Source organism: bacterium (genome assembly GCA_021108215.1).
Taxonomy (GTDB): domain Bacteria; phylum Oederibacteriota; class JAAXVQ01; order JAAXVQ01; family JAUVAV01; genus JAIORK01.
Map to the genome: position 1 here is coordinate 118,477 of JAIORK010000055.1, position 22,323 is coordinate 140,799.

At 48.3% G+C, this 22,323-nt stretch carries 19 protein-coding genes; 3 read left to right on the top strand and 16 right to left on the bottom strand.

Annotation, left to right across the window (positions count from 1 at the left end):
* Nucleotide 1: 1 nt before the first annotated feature.
* Genes K8S19_13345 through K8S19_13355 form a run of 3 tightly spaced genes read left to right on the top strand, consistent with a single transcriptional unit; the run spans nt 2 to nt 3,710 of the window.
* The gene (locus tag K8S19_13345; protein MCD4814662.1) at nt 2-1,792 is read left to right on the top strand and encodes a tetratricopeptide repeat protein; all 1,791 of its coding nucleotides are present in this window, start codon (nt 2-4) and stop codon (nt 1,790-1,792) included.
* 32 nt (nt 1,793-1,824) lie between these two features.
* On the top strand, nt 1,825-2,703 hold the full coding sequence (locus K8S19_13350; protein MCD4814663.1) for an SDR family NAD(P)-dependent oxidoreductase: 879 nt from the start codon (nt 1,825-1,827) through the stop codon (nt 2,701-2,703).
* On the top strand, nt 2,700-3,710 hold the full coding sequence (locus tag K8S19_13355) for an NAD-dependent epimerase/dehydratase family protein (protein MCD4814664.1): 1,011 nt from the start codon (nt 2,700-2,702) through the stop codon (nt 3,708-3,710). The genes K8S19_13350 and K8S19_13355 overlap by 4 nt, the downstream gene beginning before the upstream one ends.
* A gap of 2 nt (nt 3,711-3,712) precedes the next feature.
* Here K8S19_13355 and thpR read toward each other — a convergent pair whose 3' ends face one another.
* From thpR to K8S19_13435, 16 genes are all read right to left on the bottom strand, one after another.
* A complete protein-coding gene (thpR, locus tag K8S19_13360; GenBank protein MCD4814665.1) occupies nt 3,713-4,021 on the bottom strand; it encodes an RNA 2',3'-cyclic phosphodiesterase in 309 nt (102 codons plus the stop codon).
* On the bottom strand, nt 3,967-4,272 hold the full coding sequence (locus tag K8S19_13365) for a hypothetical protein (GenBank protein MCD4814666.1): 306 nt from the start codon (nt 4,270-4,272) through the stop codon (nt 3,967-3,969). The genes thpR and K8S19_13365 overlap by 55 nt, the downstream gene beginning before the upstream one ends.
* Nucleotides 4,273-4,279: 7 nt before the next feature.
* A complete protein-coding gene (locus tag K8S19_13370; protein ID MCD4814667.1) occupies nt 4,280-4,711 on the bottom strand; it encodes a DUF1844 domain-containing protein in 432 nt (143 codons plus the stop codon).
* Nucleotides 4,712-4,845: 134 nt separating this feature from the next.
* Nucleotides 4,846-6,117 carry a CinA family nicotinamide mononucleotide deamidase-related protein gene (locus tag K8S19_13375; GenBank protein ID MCD4814668.1) on the bottom strand — a complete coding sequence of 424 codons (1,272 nt, stop codon included), beginning with the start codon at nt 6,115-6,117 and terminating at the stop codon, nt 4,846-4,848.
* 65 nt (nt 6,118-6,182) lie between these two features.
* Entirely contained in the window at nt 6,183-6,923 is a 741-nt protein-coding gene (locus K8S19_13380) for an SDR family oxidoreductase (GenBank protein MCD4814669.1), read from the bottom strand.
* 10 nt (nt 6,924-6,933) lie between these two features.
* Entirely contained in the window at nt 6,934-8,133 is a 1,200-nt protein-coding gene (locus tag K8S19_13385; GenBank protein MCD4814670.1) for a hypothetical protein, read from the bottom strand.
* Nucleotides 8,134-8,143: 10 nt separating this feature from the next.
* On the bottom strand, nt 8,144-9,367 hold the full coding sequence (locus tag K8S19_13390) for a beta-ketoacyl-[acyl-carrier-protein] synthase family protein (protein MCD4814671.1): 1,224 nt from the start codon (nt 9,365-9,367) through the stop codon (nt 8,144-8,146).
* 27 nt (nt 9,368-9,394) lie between these two features.
* The gene (locus K8S19_13395; GenBank protein MCD4814672.1) at nt 9,395-10,093 is read right to left on the bottom strand and encodes a 1-acyl-sn-glycerol-3-phosphate acyltransferase; all 699 of its coding nucleotides are present in this window, start codon (nt 10,091-10,093) and stop codon (nt 9,395-9,397) included.
* Between the two features lie 11 nt (nt 10,094-10,104).
* Nucleotides 10,105-10,554, bottom strand: coding sequence for a hypothetical protein (locus K8S19_13400; GenBank protein ID MCD4814673.1), 450 nt, complete (start codon nt 10,552-10,554; stop codon nt 10,105-10,107).
* Nucleotides 10,551-12,218 (bottom strand): apolipoprotein N-acyltransferase, encoded by a 1,668-nt coding sequence (lnt, locus tag K8S19_13405; GenBank protein MCD4814674.1) that lies wholly within the window; start codon nt 12,216-12,218, stop codon nt 10,551-10,553. The genes K8S19_13400 and lnt (K8S19_13405) overlap by 4 nt, the downstream gene beginning before the upstream one ends.
* Nucleotides 12,219-12,365: 147 nt before the next feature.
* On the bottom strand, nt 12,366-13,577 hold the full coding sequence (locus K8S19_13410; GenBank protein MCD4814675.1) for a hypothetical protein: 1,212 nt from the start codon (nt 13,575-13,577) through the stop codon (nt 12,366-12,368).
* 10 nt (nt 13,578-13,587) lie between these two features.
* Complete coding sequence (locus K8S19_13415; GenBank protein ID MCD4814676.1) at nt 13,588-14,796, bottom strand: beta-ketoacyl-[acyl-carrier-protein] synthase family protein; 1,209 nt, start codon at nt 14,794-14,796, stop codon at nt 13,588-13,590.
* A 119-nt stretch (nt 14,797-14,915) separates the two neighbouring features.
* Complete coding sequence (lnt, locus tag K8S19_13420) at nt 14,916-16,589, bottom strand: apolipoprotein N-acyltransferase (GenBank protein MCD4814677.1); 1,674 nt, start codon at nt 16,587-16,589, stop codon at nt 14,916-14,918.
* A 9-nt stretch (nt 16,590-16,598) separates the two neighbouring features.
* The gene (locus K8S19_13425; protein MCD4814678.1) at nt 16,599-16,853 is read right to left on the bottom strand and encodes an acyl carrier protein; all 255 of its coding nucleotides are present in this window, start codon (nt 16,851-16,853) and stop codon (nt 16,599-16,601) included.
* A gap of 172 nt (nt 16,854-17,025) precedes the next feature.
* The gene (locus tag K8S19_13430; GenBank protein ID MCD4814679.1) at nt 17,026-17,322 is read right to left on the bottom strand and encodes a DUF3467 domain-containing protein; all 297 of its coding nucleotides are present in this window, start codon (nt 17,320-17,322) and stop codon (nt 17,026-17,028) included.
* A gap of 250 nt (nt 17,323-17,572) precedes the next feature.
* The gene (locus K8S19_13435) at nt 17,573-22,321 is read right to left on the bottom strand and encodes a DUF2298 domain-containing protein (GenBank protein ID MCD4814680.1); all 4,749 of its coding nucleotides are present in this window, start codon (nt 22,319-22,321) and stop codon (nt 17,573-17,575) included.
* Between the last annotated feature and the right edge of the window lie 2 nt (nt 22,322-22,323).

Genomic DNA, 22,323 nt, shown 5'->3' on the forward strand with positions numbered 1-22,323 from the left:
CATGCCGCTTTCTTTTAATACACGCCGTAAAAATGAGCGCCGTAAACGCCGTTTACTTCTTTTCACGGTTATTTCCCTGGTTTTTTTCAGTGCCGCCGTTTATCTCTACGGCAGCCGCATCCGGGTCTCTGTTCATATGAATAAAGGACGTGCTTATTATCAACAAAACAATTTTGATCAGGCGCTGATGGAATTCAACCGGGTCTTAGCGATGCATACCAATTATCCGCCTGCGGTTGATGCCATCGGACTGGTTTATTTGGCACAAGGTGACCTGGTCCGGGCCGAAATCAAGTATGAGCAAGCCATTAAATTGGGGTTGAAAAACAACCGGCATTTTAATCATGCTAAAGTCGGCGAGGCCTATTTAAACCGCGGTATTTATCAACCGGCTGAACTGGAATTCAGACATGCGCTGGATCTATCACCCCGTGATGCCCAGGCACGCCTGGGACACGCACTCACGTTGCATGCGCTGGGAAAACTCACCGCTGCCATTGATACATATCGCAAAACCCTGACACTTGATCCTAACCTCCAGGTGGCGCAGACCAATCTTACACTGGCCCGCGATGAGCTTGACCGCGGATTCAAATATTATATTTTTGACCGCCAAGGCGTACCGCTGGCACGTTATCCTGTGCGAAATTCCGGACGCCGCTCCTATGCGTTGGCGCAATATGCCGCACATTTAATCGGGTACACCAGTGATACCCACGGGCAGGCTGGTTTGGAAAGATCCCTAAACACCTACCTTCCCGGCAATAGTGTCACCCTGACCATTGATTCGACCTGGCAACGGGCTGCGGATCAGGCCATGGGTTGGCGCAAGGGATCTCTGGTTGCACTCAATCCCAAGACCGGTGAAATTCTGGCAATGGTAAACCACCCTTCCTTCAACCCCAATTCCATTGATAGGGATTGGAAAAAAATTGTCCGCAACAAAAACCAACCTTTAAAAAACCGCGCCATGGAAGGACTTTACAAACCCGGATCTATTTTCAAAATCATTACTGCCGCAGCCGCTTTGGAAAGCGAATTAAATATGGATCATATTTTTCCGGTCAACTGCACCGGCGCTGTCCGTTTCAGCGGAAAAACATTTTGGTGCTGGCGCCGCCACGGTTCGATTGATTCATTACAAGCAGCCCTGGACACCTCCTGTAATATGGCCATGGCTGAGGTGGGCTTTTCTTTAGGCCCGGACCGCTTATATGAATACTCAAATAAATTCGGATTCGGTGCGCCGATTACCTGTTCTTTCCAATCAAAGGTGCTTGACCTCTCCTTCCCGCTGGCGACTTCGGTGGCCCCGATGGTAAACGATGATCGTTATGCTTTGGCAGACCGTTCCTGTGGTTTGGGTCAAGATATCGCGATCTCACCCCTGCATGCCGCCATGTTGGCCGCCACCATTGCCAACCAGGGAAAAATGATGTCACCGTTTTTTATCAAGGAAATAAAAAATATCAAAGGCGATCTGTTGGGTCAAGGCGTTCCGAGCATTCTTCGGACACCTATCAGTCCTGACTCCGCCAAACAAATCCAGCATTTTATGATTGATACCGTTCGCCACGGAATCGGGCGCAAAGCTGCGGTGGAAGGCATCACGGTTGCCGGTAAGACCGGCACCACCGGTGACTCACGGCAGGGACTCAATGGCTGGTTTATCTGCTTTGCACCTGCTGAAAATCCCCAGGTCGCTGTGGCTGTTTACGCTGAAAAAGAAGGAACCGGCATGGACATGGCTGCGCCGATCGCCCGGCGATTTTTACAAAGTGTGCTGAAGTAGCTGTCCCTATTCCGTCTAAAAAGGATCAAATCGTGTCCTGTCAAAAAAAAACCGATTCCAAATCACTCCAGACCGCTCCCGCCGTTCTCATCACCGGCGTTTCTTCCGGTATCGGCAAAGCGGCCGCGCTCGCCTTGCTGGCAGCCGGTTATTTTGTAATTGGAACTGTACGCAAACCGGCAGATGGTCAGTATCTTAATCAGGCCGGAGGCGTGGCAGCCACACTCGATGTCAGTAACGTGGAAAGCATTTCCCGGATTGCAAAAAAAATGCCTCAGTTACTGGGAAACCGTTCTTTACTGGGCATTGTTAATAATGCCGGCATCTCCCTGTGTGTTCCCTGGCAGGAAGTATCCCTGGCGGATTTCAGAACCCAACTGGAAGTCAACCTGATCGGCGTAGCTGCGGTCACTCAGGCCTTTCTGCCTTATCTCCAGAAAAAAAACAGCAAAATTATTATGATCAGTTCAACCGCCGCCCGCTTCACAACCGCGATGATGGGTCCCTACAGTTGTTCTAAATATGCGCTGGAAGCCATGGTCGCGAGTTTGCGCCAGGAATTGTGGCATGATGGAATTCAAGTCATCAGCCTTCAACCCGGACCGGTCAATACACCTATTTTTGATAAAACCCAAAAATGGATCTCAAAAAAATATGCCCGGCCGCTTACCAACGGTGTTTTCGGAAAATTTCCCGAATATGCGAAATCAATGGGTACGCATGGTTTGCCGCCCAAACGGGTGGCCCACGCAATTGTTCATACCCTCCAAGCCAAACGCCCCCGGTTACGTCAGTTGATATCAAAAAATTCGCTCTGGTTCCTGTTGCAACCTTTGATTCCCACCCGGCTGTTGGACCGAATGATTGCTAATGCGCTTTACGGCAAACACCGTAAAGATACATCACCATGAGCCGCCGAATACAGACCGTTCTCGTTACCGGTGCGACAGGTTTTCTTGGCCGGCATATCTGTCATGAACTGCTTTTGCAGGGGCTGCGCGTCAAGGGGCTTATTCTGCCCAATGATCCTTTGAGCGATCAGCTGGACCCCCGGGTTGAAAAATATATCGGGAATATTCTTGATGAAACCTCGCTTCACCTGGCCTGTCAGTCTTGTGATACGCTGGTGCATGCCGCCGGAAAAACCAATTTAAAATTTCAGGGACGTAAACTCCTCCGGAAAATTAATCTCCAGGGAACCGAAATTGTCTGCCGGATTGCCAAACGATCGGGTATTCGCCGGTTGGTCCATATCTCCTCCATCGGTGTTTTGGGCGCGCATGCGCAACCCCGCCCGGTATCGGAAAATTCTCCTGCACCCAATGCCGCCGGCCAATTCAACACGTATCATCGCTCCAAACAAAAAGCCGAAGTCCTGGTCCTGAAACAGGCCACCCGGGATTTTGAAGTCCTGGTTGTCCAACCCTGTATGCTATGGGGCGAGGGAGACTGGCTGTTATCCTCCACCGGACTTGCCTGGCATGCCGTGCATGACCGGCGCCTCCATTACCCCCGTCAGGGCGGGAGCAGTATTTTGGATGTCACGGATGCGGCCCGGGGTGTTGTGGCTGCATTGGTGCATGGAAAATCCGGTGAGCGTTATTTGCTGGCCGGTGATAATTTCACCAACCAAGAACTTTTTTCACATATCTGCCAAGCAGTTGACCCCGCATACCAACCCGGAGTTGTTCCGCTTTTCCTCGTACATCTCTCCGGATGGATTGCCGAAGGCTTGGTCCGGATGGGCATGCGGCTTGATTATTCAAGAGATATCAGCAGTTTTTGCGGCGTTTATTGGTGGGGCGACAGTACCAAAGCAAAAAAAACTTTGGGCTTCAAGCCTCAGTACTGCGGAATTGATGTCATCCAACGAACCGTCGTCTGGCATAAAAACCACCGCATCCTTGCCAACCGATAACTTTAAGACTGCAAGGGAATACGATGCAGTACTGTGTATTGGACCCCTTGGGGTAAAAGACGGGACTGCATTAATAAAATATCTTTTACCGGCAAAACAACTTGCTCCGGTATTGCCGGCAAACGCAGCGCGCGGCATGCTTGCTGTGCTTGCGTACCTTTGATCCGCGCAAGTGTCACATGCGGGACAAAGGCTCTTTTCTCTAAAGTAAAACCAACCTTGCCAAGGTATCCCGCTAAATCCGCCTGCAATGCCTTCAACGTATTCCCGCCTTTTTCCACACCGAGCCATACCACCCGCGGCTGTGACAAAGACGGAAAAAATCCAAACGACCCAATATGATTGCAAAGCTTTTTTGTGCGGCAACCGATGCTTCACAGGCTGCGCGGATGTGTATAATTTCTATTTTTGGAACCGCACCTAAAAATGTCAATGTGATGTGAAGTTTTTCCGGACAACACCCGTTGATCGCCGGTGCCTGTTTGCTTAGTTGGGCCAATTTTTGCTGCAAAGCCGCTTGAACCGCCGGCGTCAAACCAACGGCAACAAACGCCCTGACCATCTCCATGTCAGTTGTTCATGCCGGGCCGGTTGCCGAGTGTGTCATTCGGATCACTGCCGTCATCATTATCCGAAAAGTCCTCATCCACGTTAACGGTTGTCTCGCCCGCCTGCATATCGCGCTTAACTTCATCTTGCGGTAAACCGGCTGACCGCTGTTCTTTGATACGGATTTCCTTTTCCTGCACAAAATCCATTTCAAGATTCATAATACTTTTATCAAGTAATTGCTGTTCCTGATCATTTAAATTAACCGCCGTCTTTTTTTTCAGCATCCGCAAAAGATCAATGGTGCCTTGTGCCTGGACAACATTTTTTTCGATCTTTCCGGTTGCGGGGTTAACCGTTTTTCCCATTTGTATCATGGCCGCCTCATTAAGAGACATCACCATCTGGAGAAAAAGCATCTCAAATAATTTTTCTTCCTTCGCGTCTCCCATCGTACCGCCTCCGGTTGTCCTCTACCGGCACATCCGACCAGCGTACGTACCGTTTCTTTCAGATTAAATGACATCGTGCCAAAGCGCAAGGTAATTTCATCCCCGATACTGTCTGCCCGGCAGTAACTGCAAGGTCACTGTTTGTTCTGTAAAGCACGGCGCAGAAAATCAAGCGCCATCGCAGCACCGGCAGCGCGAACCCTTGTCCGCGAACCCGGCAATTGTATTTTCATACTGGCTTGCCGGTCATCCGGCCCGGTCAGGGCCGCATAAACCAGACCCACGGGTTTAGTTTTACTGCCGCCCCCCGGACCGGCAAGCCCGGTGATGGCAAGCCCCCAATCTGTCTGTGCGCGCTTGCGAACCCCCTTTGCCATTTGCAGCGCGACAACCCGGCTCACCGCACCATAGCGTTCCAACGCGCGTTGAGATACACCCAGGTGCGCTTGCTTGGCCCGATTACTATAGGTGACAATGCCCTCTAAAAAATAGTCTGAACAACCCGGCACATCCGTTATCCGGGAAGCAATTAAGCCGCCGGTACAGGATTCTGCAACAGACACTGTTTGACGCTGTTTTCTCAGTAGTTGCCCAACCACCACTGGTAATGGCTTTCCCTGGAGATCAACGATTGACTCTCCCAGAATTTTCGAAATTTTCCTGCCTGCCTGCGTCAGATCCCGCATCGCTTCCTTAGGCTGTTTTGAGGTTGCGGTCAGCTTAATAAGAATTTCACCCGGTGTATCCAGCAAAAATCCCAGTTGAATACGCGAATCCCCTTCAAAAACAGGCCCGATAACCTCCTGCATATATGATTCGGCAAATCCACAAACACGAATCGTTTTCTGAAATATTTTTGATTTCCAGGCAGGCTTCAACAATGGCAGCAGCTTATGCCGGAGCATCGGCAGGCATTCACTCGGCGGACCAGGCAAAACCGCGATGGCATAAGATTTTTTTTGAATAAAAAAACCTGGTGCTGTCCCAAAATCATTTGCCAATATTCGGGCACCCCTGGGAATCAAAGCTTGGCGGTTGTTACTGGCCGGCATGGCAATGCCGCGGGATTGAAAAAATTTTTCAAGGCTGCACTGAATCTCCGGGTTCGGCTGCAAAGGCATTTTTGTCGCACGCGCCACAGCGATGCGGGTTATATCATCCACCGTGGGACCCAATCCGCCGCAACACACAATTAATTTAAATTTTCCCATCAAATACAAAAACACATCAGCTAAAACACTCACCTGATCAGGCGCAACCACCCGTAACCCAATCATCAAACCGGCCTGTTTTAAACTGTCCTGAATCATCTGACTGTTCGTATCTTTACGATCATGCAACAGTTCATCGCCAATCGCAACAATGGCTGCCTGGGCGGGAGGGTTGCGATCTGCTTTTTTTTTCATCGTGATTCACCTACCCCGGTTGTGTTGCTGTCATGGGTATAAGAAGGAACATGCGGAAAAAATCATTAATAGGCAACCATACCACCGTCCACCACCAAAACCTGACCCTGAATATAGCGCGATTCCTCAGAGAGAAGAAACGCAACCGCAGCCGCGACTTCATCACTACTCCCGAAACGCTGCAAGGGTATCATTGCCAAAGCAGCTTGTTTATATTTTTCCGGCATCTGGTCTGTCATGGACGATGAAATATATCCCGGTGCCACGGCATTGACGCGAACGCCGAAACGACCCGCCTCGCGCGCCAGTGATTTTGTCAAACCTATCAATCCTGCCTTGGCAGCCGAATAATTTGCCTGACCGGCAGACCCGGTCAAACCGGCGACTGACGATATATTGACAATGGTGCCCATCTGGCTCTTCAATTGATCAAAAATAACTGCCTTGGCAAAAGCAAAGGGCACATCCAAATTAAGCTTCATGACAGTTTGCCAATCTTCTTCTTCCATGCGTACAAACGTCCTATCACAGGTTACGCCAATACTGTTGATCAAATAATCCACAGTTTCCCAGGCATCCTTGACCTGCTTTACGATGCGGCGGGCGTCTGCAAGATTATTCTCTCCGGTACGAATCGCCATGACCTTGCCGGGATCACCCATCGCAACCATTTCATCTGCAACAACTTGGTTGCTGTGATATGTCCATGCTACTGACAATCCTGCTTGCAGCAGTCGTTTTACAACTGCCCTGCCGATATGTCCGGTCCCGCCGGTTACCAATGCTGTTTTACCTCGAAATTCCATTATATTACCCTCATGATGTAGGCACCGAAAGTACCAATGCGCCTGATTTGTACTGATGCTCCATCCCCATTACCAAAGCATAACGGGCATGATGATTTCTTTTCTGGTCACTAAGATTTAATTTTTCAATCCACTCATTTCCGGTTAAATTCTGGTTGGGCGGCAAGCTGCCTTGCTCTAAACAAACCACCGCCAAGGCGGACACGAGTGCCCCCGAGGCATGGAATCCTTCTCCCAGTGTGCTGCGCAATGCAAATGCCGGAGGCATTTGCTCTCCAAAAAGCTCATAAAGAGCCCGGGCTTCGGCAAGGTCCTGCATTGTATTGCCATTGGTTGCCGTAAAAACAACGCCCACGTCCTTTGGATGAATACCTGCATCCTGTAAGGCTTTTTGTATCGCCTGCCGGGCAGCTTCCGGATCATGCGCTGATTGCGGCGCCGGATTAAAATACATCCCAAATCCCCGGATCACAGCACGAGCCGGACGCCCCTGATCCTTGGCCGGTGCACCCTTTTCGCACTGCAAAAGCGCACAACCCTCACTCACAGGCATTCCTGGAATCCCCGAAAAAAGCAACGCTTGATCTACGTTCCGATTATAGGATGCTGTGCTATAACGGATTTGTGGAATAATTTCTTCTGCCCCACCCGCTAAAACAACACGACTACGTCCGGAATTCAATGTCAAAGCAGCGGTTGCCAAAGATTCGAGCCCTGCCAGATAACCCATTGTCTGTGTAATCGTAAATCCCTGAATATTCAAATAAATTGAAACTTGCGATGCAACCGCATTGGTAGACATGGTCAAAAAATTTGCAGGATTGATTAAGTGGAGCGACTTTTTCGCCAATGCATCTTCTACTTCTTCTGAAAAAACATTATGATTATACGCCAAAACCAACCCTGCGTTCTCCGGTTGACAAATCGGATGATCAACAGATAGTCTCGTTTTAAAAATCCTTTTGCCGGCCAAACAAGCCATCAACGCTGAACGATTATGATGACGCCAGCCTTTCCCCTCCAGCTCTTTTTTAAACTCCTGCTCAACACGGCCGGTAAGCCCATCTCCCCCCATGATGTCATCCGACTGTTCGTGTTTTTTTAAAAATATTTGACCTTTTAAAAGACTGTCAAAAATAAGCTCCGGCTTATCTCCCGCCGGACAGATCATCTGTAAATCGGTTATTACAATTTTAATATCATCCATCATTCATTCCTTTTCATGGCAGCGCAAAAATAAGACTATCATTGTTGCCGCCAAATCCCGAGGAATTGGTTAAGCAAAAACGACTCTGCAGCGCGCGCGGTTTACCTGCAACGACATCAATTGGACAACCGGAATCTGTGTGATAATGATGAATGGTGGGTGGCAGTGTTTGATGGATCAATGACAAAATGCCGATGATGGCCTCAATAACACTGGCCGCACCCATGGTATGCCCCAGCATGGATTTAGGTGCTGTCACCGGAATAGCTTGTTTGCCAAAAACATCGGCAAATGCATTGGCTTCAGTTCTGTCGTTACCCGGTGTTCCTGTGCCGTGGGCAATAATACCACCTATGGCCTTAGGTTCCAATTGAGCATCTTCCAATGCTAATACAATGGATTGCCGTGTCCCCCAACCTTCCGGATGGGGTGCCGAAAGATGGTGCGCATCCGCACTCCAGCCATACCCCGCAATTTTAGCCAAAGGTATGATACCCCGTTGTTTGACGGATTCCCCTGATTCGAGAACCAACACACCACACCCTTCACCAATAATCAAACCCCGGCGATCACGGTCGAATGGCTGACAAGCTTCAGCTGCCAATGCCCGCAAAGAACAAAATCCGCTATAATCCGCTTCTGCCAATACTTCCGCCCCGCCGCATAAAGCCAGCGCCGTTTTCCCCTGTCGGATCCGCTCAACGCCCAAGCTGATGGCATAGCCGGAAGCAGCGCACGCATTGGTATTCATCCCATGATATCCCGTCATACCCAACCGACGGGCCATCTGATTCAAAAAACCAAAGGTAATATTGTTGACCATCGTGTCTTTAACAATATCCTTTATTTCAGCAGTATTATTTGTCTCCCAATATTTTTTGCATTGTGTCAGATACTCATTTAAGTCCCCATGAATCGAAGCCATCAACAAGTCCATTTCCGGAAATCGATTTTTTCCGGCTGCATCAAGCAACCCCGCCTGATCAAGTGCTGCACGCGCCGTAGACAAGCCCAACGTCGCAACCGGGCTGAGTTCTTTTTTTTCCGCATCACGAATATTGCCCAATGCATAAAAATCTTTGATCTCCGCTGCAATATGAATCGGTAACCAAGAGGTATCAAACCGGGTTACAGGCCCAACACCGGATTCGCCCTTTAGCAATGCTTGCCAGAAGACATCGCTCCCGGCACTAATCGACGACATCACACTCATGCCTGTAATATAAACATCCTGCATATAAACTCCCGACTTCCCGGCAACGGGTTATTCCGTTTTGCCATGATAAAGTGCTGCTATTTTTTGCATCAACTCATTATTCAATTTTTTGGATATTTTGGAAAGTTTTTTTAAATCCGCCGGTCTTTTCGGAAACAGTGGTTTGCCAAAACGGACGCGAATCATTTTCCGGCGCGGCCAAAACCGTCCTGCCGGCATGGCTTCAAAACTCCCTATCACTGCCACAGGAACGATCGGGACCTCACAATCCAGCGCCAGCATCACCAACATGGGTTTAAAAGGCAAAAGGCTGCCATCGCGTGTTCGTGTTCCTTGTGGAAACATCAACAAGGACTTGCCGGAAGTCAAAATTCTACAAAGCCTTCGATATTCTACATGGGAAGCGCGCTCACGGTCCAGGGAAAAGTTGTGATAGGAAAACAGGTTGATCACCACCCTGCGCACCGGATACCTATAAAAGTGATCTTTGGCCGCTGCCACGTATGTCCGGGTACGCAAGGCCGGCGGAACACCTTGCAACACTGCCCAGAAATCAAGATGGCTGGCGTGGGTGGGCGCAAAAACACACTGTTTCAGACCCGCCAGCATTTGCGTCCCTTCGAACCGCAGTCCGCACCAATATTTTAAAATTAAAAAAAACAAATACCAACCGACAGACTGCGTCCAGCGTTGAAGACACGGCCGCCACAAACCCAATTCTTTGAGTATGTGTCTATCATCCGTCACACCGAACTCCTTTATAGCCTGGCAAAATAAAAATTTGCCTCCGCGATTTTCTGCTCATCAATTTTAGCCACAACAAAATAGGCCGCTTGCTGAGCAAATACTTTCAACAATCTCGCTTCCATTATCAATTGATCTCCCGGCTTCGGATCACGCATGAAGCGAATATCCCGAATACGACTAACCAATATTTTCTTAGGGGGAGTTCGATTTTGAAGAATTTCATCAAAGGTCCCGGCGGTTTGCGCCATACACTCCAGTAACAGCGTTTGAGGAAAAATCCATCCTTCTTTCCCTACCTTAACCAGACACCATTCATTGCGTGTGATGCTTTTCACGGTCCGACAGGTTGTCGCGTCATATTGAGTGAAGCTGTCAATAAAACGGAAAGGAGGAACACTTGATGAATAACGCTCTTGATTTTTCGCCGCCTTATCCGACTGTTCTCCGGCCATTGGGATCATGTGCTTCGTTTCCATCGGGAAAATATAAATGCTGCCATACTGAACCCAAAAAGAATCGCAAGCCAAAACCAGGCAAACCAGTCGCCCCATTGCACATACAGGGTTTTGCCGGTAAGCAGCGGCACGATCTGGACATTGACCGAACGCGTCGCAAAGGGCGAGGCATGTCGTATGATGCCAAGAGCATCCACAAATGCCGAACCACCCATACTGGAAAGCTGACCGATCCAGCGCCGGGTTTCCACCGCCCGAAATGCGGTCATTTGCAAACGCCGGTTGAAATAAGCCGGCCGTTGGAACCAATTGGACGCATTGGGCGCAAATACCGCTTCGCCACCCAATGCAACACCCGCTCTAAAATATTTTGAATACATAATTTCATCACAAACCGCGAGAAAAATTTTACCGTCATTTACAGAAAAAAGCTTACTCTCTTTTCCCTGTGCGAGATCATAATTATCGTACTCAATTGCGGTTAACTTAAAAAGCGAGTACGTGGTGTTGAAAATACGGTTGATAACGGCAATCACCGGATCAATCACCTTTCGCAGGGGCAAATACTCACCAAAAGGCACCAGCGCTTGTTTGGTATAATAGCCTTCAATTTCACCGAGTGTATTGAGTTGATACCACATGTTATAGGATAGATCTTTGTCCACTTCAGTAATAACACCAATAATCGCCGAAAGCTCTACCTCGCGAATAACCTCGCGAACCTCCTCCCATAACCGCTGAGAACGGGGAAGCACCATCGGAAAAGCATTTTCCGTAAAAAACAAAATTTCTGCATCCTTTTCCTTAGCTTGCATCATCATCGTGCGATAAATGCGCACTGCTGTATTTTCCACGGTCCGATTCCATTTACCGGTCGTTGCAGGATCAAATTGGGCCTGGAGCAACGCCGCCTTCACGCTCCGATCACTGGCTGCTTGTTGTTGGGCAACCCGAACAGCCTCCACATTGCCTAAAACAACCAGAAGCAGCAATCCCACTCCCACGGCCACAGAACCCCACAGGACTTTTTTACGGTCCGGCACGGAAAACGGCACGACATCCGGGTCAATTTTCAGCTGTTCCCGCCAACGCGGATTGGCAAGAATTTTTTCACGCAGCACCACCGCCGCCGTGGTTGCAAAAAACGCGACCAACGCGCTGGCACCCAGCACCCCGGTGAAAGAAGCAATTTGAATTAATGGTGGAATAGCAACCAAAGGATAAGCATAAAGTGTCTCCGGCGGCGGAATCAATATAAACGTCTGTGAAAGAAGAATCATAAGATACTCAACAAATAACATAAGCGACGGTGCGACAAAAACCATTGCCCAAGGCATACGGCGTATAACAAGTCGTCCCCAAACGCCGGTAAGCCCGGCAATAGCAAACGTACTTAAACCAACCATGAACCAAATAATAAATCCTATCCAGACATGATATTTCATTTGTAGCAGAAGAATCGCGGCAGGTAAAAAACAAGCGACATGACTTAAACCGAACAAAACAAATAGACGCTTTCCACTGTACATCTGGACAATCACCAGGCATGGAATCGGTAAAATAAAAACCGCCAAAGCGGAAAAAAGATTCATGTCAGGCAAAAGAAAACTCGGCCAGATTAACAAAGAAAAAATGCTCTGAACGAAAATAATCCCTAAAAAGATGGCCATCTATATTGTACCCCGTCCTTTGTCTAATTAAAACAGCTTAGCATAATTGCCTTAAACCAACGCAGCAAAATAATCCGGCCCAAAATATCTCCGGGTAAATTTAATTCCCGGAGTACGCCAGTCACAAACTTGCTGCATAACCAAAAATCAACCCACACTGGGCAGAGAAAGAATCAACACCCCGGCTTTATAATTATTCTCCATACCCATGACTAAAACATAGGGGGTTTGAATATTTCTTTTTTGATCCCGCATATTCAGTTTATCCACCCATTGGGATTCAGCCAGATTTTGATTGGGCGGTACTATTCCCTTTTCCAGACATACGGTTGCGATGGCAACGGATAATGCACCCGCCGCATGAAACGTTTCCCCAATCACACTTTTCAACGCGAATGCCGGCGGCATTTCCTCGCCAAACACTTCGGTAAGCGCTCTCGCCTCAGCTTCATCCTGACTTGCCGTTCCATTGCAGGATAAAAAAATCGCACCTACCTGATTCGGCCGGATACCCGCCTGGATGAGTATTTTTTTAATTGCCTGGCAGGCAGCCGTTGGATCACTTGGTGTTTTGGGTTCGGGATTAAAGCACATGGCAAATCCCTCTATCAATGCACGAGAATTATTTTTAGGATATAAATTCCGCCCGGCTTTTCCACATAGCAGTAACGCGCACCCCTCACCTACTGGAATATTCTGATATTTCCCGACATCAAGCAAAAGCGCTTCTCCGGAATCCGACCTGCCAAAAAAATTTTCATCCTGACTCTGCAAAGCATTTAAAAATATTTCTTCAGCACCTCCGGCGAGTGCCCATTCACATCGTCCGGCGCTAAGTGACTGTGCGGCAAGCTCCAAAGCCTCATATCCTGCCAAATATCCCGTTGGATGCGTCATCGCAAATGCCTTTATTTTTAAATAAATCGCTGTCAATGAAGCAATCACATTGGCTGAAAGGGTTAAAACTCTTACTGGATTCACGAAACGAAGTGTTTTTTCTTTTTGCATTGCCTGGATATCATCATAAAAAAAATCCGTGCTGCTTCCCATCACCAATCCCATTTTTTCAGGTCGGCACAGCCAATGCTGCTCGAAAAGTTCACTCCCCAAGAGGCGCTTGCCTGCCAAACAAGACATCAATGCTGCACGGTTATGATGCCGCCATCCCTTCCCGCCAAGCAGTCGCTTGAAATCAAGTTCTATCCGGCCAACCAGCATGCTTGCCTCGTTCTCCTTTTCAGAAAACGAAAGTTCTTTTAAACAAGATGTCTTGTTTATCAAATGATCCCATATTTCTTCCGGCGTATCACCCAAAACACTCAGTATTTGAAAATCATAAATCGCAATTTTATTTTTCATTCGCTTATCCTCAAATACGTTTCAATATCAAATTGCTATTACTCCCGCCAAACCCGGATGAATTGGTCATGCAGCAACCAACGTCCTTTTGTCGTGCGTGGTTCGCGACCACATCAACCGGACAGTTTTCATCTGCCACTTCATGATGAATGGTTGGTGGAATAATCTTTTTATTCAGTGTCAAAACACCGGTAATCGCTTCCATCACACTGGCCGCGCCCATCGCATGGCCCAACATGGATTTCGGCGCTGTCACCGGTATTTTATAGCTTCCAAAAATATCCGCAAAAGCCTGCGCCTCTGTACTGTCATTGCCCACGGTGCCTGTCCCATGCGCAATAATACAGTCCACTGCATGAGGTTGTACCTCCGCATCATTCAATGCCTGCCTGACAGAAGCACGAATACCCCACCCTTGCGGATGTGGTGAAGAAAGATGATACGCATCATTTGACCATCCGTAACCAGCCAACTTGGCCAATGGCTGACATCCGCGCCGCTTTATTGACGCTTCCGACTCAAACACCATCATGCCACAACCTTCCCCGATCATTAAACCTTGACGATTTTTATCAAATGGCTGACACCATTCGGACGCCAAATTGCGCAAACTACAAAACCCTATATATTCAGCTTTGGACAAAATATTAACACCACCGCACAATACCATATCCGTTTTACCCTGGCGGATTCTTTCGGCTGCCAATGTCATCGCATAACCGGATGCGGCACAAGCATTGGAATTAATTGTTTGATAACCTGTTATCCCCAGACAGGCTGCCGTTTTAACTAAAAAATCATGAACAAAATTGTTTTTTGAAAATCTTTGCTGCATCTGTTTTTTTTGTTCCGGTTTTTCTTGTCGTTGATTCATATAATCCATGGCATCACCAAGAATCGTTGCCAGCATAAAATCGATTTCCGGCTCCGCAGCGCGTTTGCCCTCGTGCAGTAAACCGGCATCGTTCAGTGCCATTCGGGAAGTGGAAAGTACCATTCTCCCTACTGTACTTAGTGAGCACATTTCTTTGTCACATAAAAACGGGGTGTTCTGTAGATCCTGGAGTTCACCGGCTTTTTTTTTCGGTAACCAATCAGTATCAAAACGAGTAATGGGGACAATACCGGATTTTCCGGAAATGAGTGCATTCCAAAACGGATCAATCCCCACACCGATCGGCGATATGATCCCCATGCCGGAAATAAATACTTCCTTCATTGGCTTACCTCTGATTTTTTTGTCTGCCTATCCTTATGCAGGAATCAAATGTGATGCGTTATCTTTGCAATGGCATACAGGACGCCTGGCCGAGCCGGGAAAAAAGCAGCGTCGTGAGCTCAGCTTTTTCCCGGCTGCCGGCGGCGCCACGCAAAGAAGAGAAACACAAGGCAGACGGACACACACAACCAAGAAAAAACATCGCCAAACCGCACATAAAAAGTTTTATAGTCTAAAAGCGGCATCTTAGGAACCAACACTGCACGCCGGCCAAATGGTGTTGTCTCCCGAATAACCCCAAGCGCATCAATCGCTGCTGTGCCGCCCATGCTGGCCAAACGCGCTACCCAGCGCCGCGTCTCCACCGCACGGAAACAGCATGTCTCAAGTCCTAAATTCCAGTCCACCGGCGTCTGAAACCAATTGACCGCAGCCGGCGATAAAAAAAGCCGGGCGCCTTGCCGGACCGATTCCCGGAAGTATCCGGCAATGGTTATCTCTGTACAGACTTTCAAAGAGACCTTGCTGTCTTTTGTGGGTGAAAATATTTTTTCTGTTTTTCCCGCTGTCAAATCATAATTATCCATTGGCAGTGAAGTGATTTTAAAATAGTGATAGGATTGATGAAACAAATAATTAATTGCATCAATCACCGGGTCGACTACAAAACGCATGGGCATGTATTCACCAAAAGGCACCAAAAAACGTTTATTATAATAATCCTTGATTTCCCCCTCTTGATCCACCCAATACCAGGTATCAAAAGACATATCCTCTTCAAGCGTGGTCACCAACCCTATCAAGGCAGGCAGTCCGGCTGCACGCGTTAACCGGATAATTTCCTGCCAGGCTTCGACATCTTTGGGCAACACAATGGGCAAAGCATTTTCTGTAAACACCAGCACGTCTGCATTTTTTTGCTTCGCCTCTTGGAACATTTCAGTGTATTTTTGTAAAATCAAATGACGAAACTGACGGTCCCAGTTACTCTTGGCACTGGGATCAATTTGCAGTTGTAAAAGCGCAGGCCTCAAACTGAATTCTGCTGTGTTCTGCATTTTTGATATTTTTACAGCTTCAATATTGCCTACCGCTATCAGGACAAGCAAAAGCAGGCCAACACCACTGCCAACCATCCACTGTTTTTTTATCCCGGCTTTGTCCAGCGGTTGAACATCGGGTGATATTTTTAAAAAATTGCGAATAATGGATGTTTTGACAATCCACATCCACGTCGCGACCGCCATCGTGGCCGCGCCAAAAAACACCAAAAATTCCGGCCCGAACACACCCGTCAATGAACTCATTTGAATCAATGGCGGGAGGCCTGCCAAAGGATAGGCAAAAAGAATGGCGGGTGGCGGCATAAACCAAACGTAAAGAACAAGGACTGAACGTAAAAACTCTATGGATATAAAAAATGCCGGTGCAAGCAAAATAAACGCCCAGGGAAACCGGTCATAAAAAAAACGCATCCCTATTCCTACCAACGCGCCTAAGCTCCCAACCAATACTGCCAATAGCGCTAAAATTAAAACGCCAATTACCGGAAAAAAACTCATATCAGCCATATGAATAGCGGCGGGTAAAGAACCGGCAACAACACTCAACCCCGCAAACCACGGCAATTGCCGTCCACTATAAATAAGTACTACAAGAAAAGTTGGGGTTAGTGCAAAAAAAATAAGAACCGCAGAAACTATATTTGCCTGTGGAACCTGGGCATTGGGAAATGCAAAATAAGTTAACACCGACTGAATAATGAGAAGAATCAATCCATATCTATACAGCATGTATTCTCCTTATCCTGCCTTTTTTTGGGCGATTTTTTGGCGGACCAAGTCCACCACGTGCCCCATTTGTGTGACAGATTTGAGATCATCTTCAGTAATATTAATTTCATACTGCCGCTCTAAGGTCACCAGCACTTCTAACATGGCCACCGATTCAATCTCCTGAACAGCTTCCAGCGTGTTGTCCAGTTGAATTTCCTCGGGTTCCACTTCCATGATCTCGGCGACAATCGCCTGGATTTCTTTTTCCAAATTATCCGGCATGCTTCACCCTCTGACTCTTCAAAATAGACTACATGCTATGCTTCACTTCAAAATCCATTTTATAAGTTTACCACTATTTTTTCTTCCCCGCCACAATTGCATGCACTGTCTGAGTATTACGACAATTTATTGCATCCGGGATACGCGATCGTGCGCATGCAATCCTTGCTTTTTAGTGCAGTTTGATCTGTTTCTCGTCCGGTCCGGAAACCACTTCCTTGATAGGTCCGAAAATTTGTTCATAGCGGGAAATATTTTCAGACAGGGCGTGCAAAAACCGCTTGGCATGGCCCGGCGATGTGATAATGCGGGAGCGCACCTTGGCTTTGGGCTGCTGCGGTTGAACAAAAATAAAATCCAGCACAAACTCGGTGGCATTGTGCGCCACCAAGGCCAAATTGGCATATGCGCCTTGGGCAACCGTCTCATCCACTTCCACCTGCAGTTGTACACCTTTGTTGTCTTTCATGTCGGGTCCTCTATCCTTGCTCATGAGTTTATCCTCCTCTTCATTTTATCGTGATCGCGTCGTGCCTCCAACACTTCTTTACATTTAATTATCATTACGCGAAGCGCTTTGGGCGACGAAGCAATCTGTTTTGATTGCAAAATGATAATAAAAACGGGATTGCGACCAACGGAAGTCCCATACGATCCCCCATCCGGTCGGGGCTTCACTTCGCCCGCAATAACAAATGTAAAGTTATTCCCGCAGATCTTTATTTGCAGCGGCGTTGATAAATCGTGACCGCCGGATCTTCATACGCGATATCCATAAAACGTCCGAATTTTTTTAAACCCGGGCCTGAAAACGCCTTGCGCTCGTTTTCACCTACAAAGACATATTCCACTTGATAACGGTCCATCACAGCCAGAGCTTCCTGGGAATCCAAGGACCGGTAGATGCGTTCCGCATCCCGGGTATGGCTCCCGGTCAGCTCCGGATCATATCGCATTTGCTCTTCCTGACCGATCCATCCGATCAATGTCGGCTGACCGGTAAAAATGGCAATCCGCGTATCAAAACAATTATAGCCGCGATAGCCCGGCGCCTCTAAAACAATGTCGGCGTTTTTAATGTTTTCATTAATCCAACGGAGCGCCGCCGCTTCTTTGGGCAGCATGCGCTGCAAATAGGCAAAACCGCTCAGCGTAGGATTTTTAAATTCAGAACAAAGCCGCATCCGGTTATACAAAGAGATCGGCGAATACAGCGACAAAACAAATACAATTGCAATCAAGACCGCCACCCAGGCCAAGCGCAAATAATCCTGTTTCGGGCGGACCGCCCACGCAACCGGCGCCCCGATGATACAAACAAACAGGGTTCCGGCCAGCCAGGGCATGCTTAAAATTTCTTGATAGTAATTGGCAATCCCCCAAAGCAGGAGCACCCCGACTCCCCCGCCCGGCAGCCACCACCATGGCTTTTGCCGCCAAAATTTCGACCATACTTTCGCCGTCTCTTTTTTTCCGGAAAACACGGCTGCTAAAAATGTTGCCGAGGACAATGCGAAATAAATCCAGGCAACCATATAAAATTTAAACACAGTGTTCATGCGGCTCATATCGCCCCCAACACCCATAAAATCACGGATATGCACCAGTTCACAACCCAAAACAATTCCCAGACCGATCACTGCCAAAATCATGGCCATCCGCAGCTGAGGCGTCAAAGATTGCCATCCCAACACATAAACCGCAATGATCATCATCACGGAGAGCAACGCCAGCAAGGGTTGGTTGAACAGGGTCAGGAGCAACGCACCGACCAAAACCGAGAGAACACCGTAAACCACAATGGGATATTTTTCCCAGAAGGTTTGCAGCACGCGGAGAATTTTCACCCACCAAACCTTGCGTGACTTGGCTGCCCAGCCTAATTTTTTAAGGAACGCAGCCCCCTGCGGCACCAATTGCATGCCCCAAAATGTAACCAGCACAAATACCGGCAGGCCGAAAAAAATCAAAAATTCCTTGATGTGCGTACGCACGGCCGGATTTACAAACGCCAGGGAGGTTGATTGAGGCGTAAAATTTTTATGGAAAAAGAAGAACAGAAACAAACCGCCGATCACCAGACGTACCCAGGCCAAACCCGCGATACCCAGCGCCCGCCACGGCATGGTTTTTCCTTTGCGTTCTTCCAGCGCCTTGGCAGCCAACACTCCCAGAATCAAAAAAGCATACGGAGGAAAATTCCAGGTATTGATTGCCGAAAGCGATCCCAACGTGAGTGCGATTATAAAAAAAGTCAATCCTCTTTCCGTACCATTGCGGCCGGTGGCTTCCGGCATGAGCTGATTTTTTTGATTAGCCGGCAGGAGAACATTCAAACCCCAACCGATGATGGGCAAAGAATACGGAATGGCGATAATATGTGCATGCAAATCCCCATATAAAAATGAGAACCAGGGCATCTCATTAATCGTACCCTTAATCAAACGCGTGGGATTCCAGATAAATTCAAACCGCCCGGCATGACGAATGGTCTCGGTCCATACTTTCCCTACACTGCCGAGCATATCATTCCAGTGCATATGCCGGGTAAACGGCTCCAGGAGATAAAAAAACGTATGTAAATTGCCAAACATCGCTGCTGCCACAGCTGCGGCAATGCCCCACCGCCGCTTGCCGGTCAAACCTACACCCAGACCATACACCCCGGTCATGGTGAGGGCAAATAAAAAGGCAATACATATCTGATAGGAATATTCGGGTGCCGCACCGATCAATTTTGCCAGAATACCGAGAATCACCTGGCCGTAGTAATAATAATTAATCGAGTAGCCGCTTAGCCAGGGATCAAACGGCGGAAAATGCAAGCTCTTGTAAACCGCGGTGAAAAAGCTAACCCCCATGGGTTCGCCGCCGCCATTGTAACCTTGCCCCCAGGGATTATTGATATCCGGATTATACATTTTGGTGAGCATATAGCCGACAAACGCAATTAAAAAAACCGCCTCCGCACTCATCCAGAATTTGCCGCGGGTGCGGAAAAATTCAGTGATTTCCGTACGCCGCTGGGATGCCCAGTACAGCGAGGCCCCGCCTAAAATCAGCAGCACCAAAAAAGTCGTTCCCTGCAAATGGCGCATGATCCCGGCTGAAACCAACATCCAGGTGGCCCAAGTCAGCACCAGGGTTCCCACAATTTTTGAGAGCGCCACCCCCGAATCCGGTAAACGCGGAAAAAGACTCAGACAAAGCGGGATGGTTAACAGCCCGATTATTTCGATCACCAAAATCCATGCCAAGGCCGCAGTGAAGCTATTAAGTTTTCCTAAAATAAATTTGGGGCTCCCCTGGGATTTCCCGATATTGGCGTTGATAACGGTGGGTATGGGAGTGGCAACTGCCAGCGGCGCAACTTTTTTCCCCGGCTGAGTTGTTTTTAAATCAGGCTTCGGCTGTCCGCTCGCCCGTGCCTTGATTTCCGCAATCCGGGTATCCAGCCGCTTGGTCAGTTCCGCCTGACGAAGTTCCGGTCCTTGACGCTGAAAAAGAAAAACATGCGGATGGTCATAGAGTGTGAAACTCTCGTCTGCTTTGTCATCCGGGAACATCTTGCCAAAAAGCCTGGGATAATTGGAAAAATCAGCTGCCAGTTTAAATCCCAGTTGTTCCTCAAACATGAGTTCATAATAAGCGGCATTAATCGGGTAACGCTCGATGAGCCTGCGATAGACAGCGTGGGCGCGGGTATCTGCCATGACAATGAGATCATTTTTTTGCAACATACTGATAATAATCTCGCGCTTACGCGGTGTGTCCGGTTCCTGGACCGGGAACTTATTCATTCGGAAACGCTTAGGGTGCATGCCTTTGACATGCGTGGGAAGATCATCTCCCCACTCCTCATTTAAAATCGAGGTCGGCCTAAGCTTGCCCTGATACGGCGACGTGGTTGGCAACTCCTCCTGGATCCAGCGGGAGGCCGCGATCCAGGGATGTTCATTTTGATAGGTTGAGACAAATGCCAGACTCCATAAAAATGCGGCACCCGCTACCAGCAGCATAAAGCCCACGGCTGCCTGGCGCAGCTGTTTCACCGGTGCCGCCTTGATAAACCCCAACAACAGGTGTGCGCTTAGCAAACAAAAAACCGGCGTGAGTGGAAGCATGTAGCGGTTAAATTTGGCAAATGAATTTCCCACAATCAGGAAATACGGTACACTGAACCCGAGCACGATCCACCAAACACCGGTTGCCTGAAAAAATTTAAGGACCACTTTCTTTTTTCGGGTCCAAGCCGCCTGCAGCAACCGGACCATTCCTGCCACTGGATAAGCTAAAAACGCGAGCACCGAGATCGTTCCCAACAGATGGCCCATGGTGTAGCGAATCAGATTTTTAAAATAATACAGATAGGGTACGGTAAAAAGATACTGGCGGTTATACGGAACATCCGCTTTACCGGTTACCAGAATCCGCTGCTGCTCATTTTGATTGGTCCAGAACCGGTCCCAATCTAAAATAGCATGCGGCATGGCAATAAAAAACACTGCCAGTGTAATGCCGGCTGTCATGGCCAAATCCTGCCATAACGAGAGCCGCCGTTCTACCGGGCAGCGCGTCAAAGCCAGTAAATGGCCGATTCCCACCGCCAGCACCAATGGCGCAGAACTGGTTTTGGTGGCTGCGGCCAGTCCCAAAAACACACCGGCCAAAATGTAATATTTACGCTCACCGGTCTGACCCATGGCCACGGCCCAGTAAATCGTTCCCATGGTCAACATCCCCAAAGGAACATCCACGACAAAAAAATGGGCCATCTGAATATTCAAAACCGTAAAGCTTAGCAATGCGGCTGCCAGTAATCCCAAACGACGGCCGGCTTGGCCGCCTAAAATCCGAACCCCCAAAAGATAGGTAAATACAATTGTCCCTAAATCAAAAAAGGCCGAGAGCATGCGGCCTGACCAGATAACAAAACGATTGGTATCCATCGGTCCGAACCATGCTGCAATGGCCGCGACAAAATCCTTAATCAAAGCCAGCAAATAAAGCGGAAAGGTACCATACTGCAACCCGGTCGGTGCCTCAGGATAAGAAAGCTGACTCACCACGCCGAAAATCCAGCGTTCATCCGGATGAAACTGGCGGTCCATATACCAATCCGGCTGAATCAATCTAAAGATCATGGCAAAAACCATAACCACGCCCAACCAGGCAGCCTCTGGATTGGCTTGTGTAAATCCCTGGATTGCCTGCCATTGTTTCTCAATCCAAAGTCGTAGAGAAAAACCGCGCGAGCGACGGCGACGTACCGTGGTTACGGTTTTCCGGACCGCTTTGACACCTTTTTTCTGCACCGCAGTGCGCACCGTTTTTTTCGGACCAATTTTAGCAATTGATTTAACAACGGTTTTTTTTCGCACAACAGGTTTTTTTGCCGCAGTTTTCCTGACCGGCTTTTTTTTAATTTTTTTAGTTAGGGTTCGTACTATTTTTTTTGTTTTCTTCATAA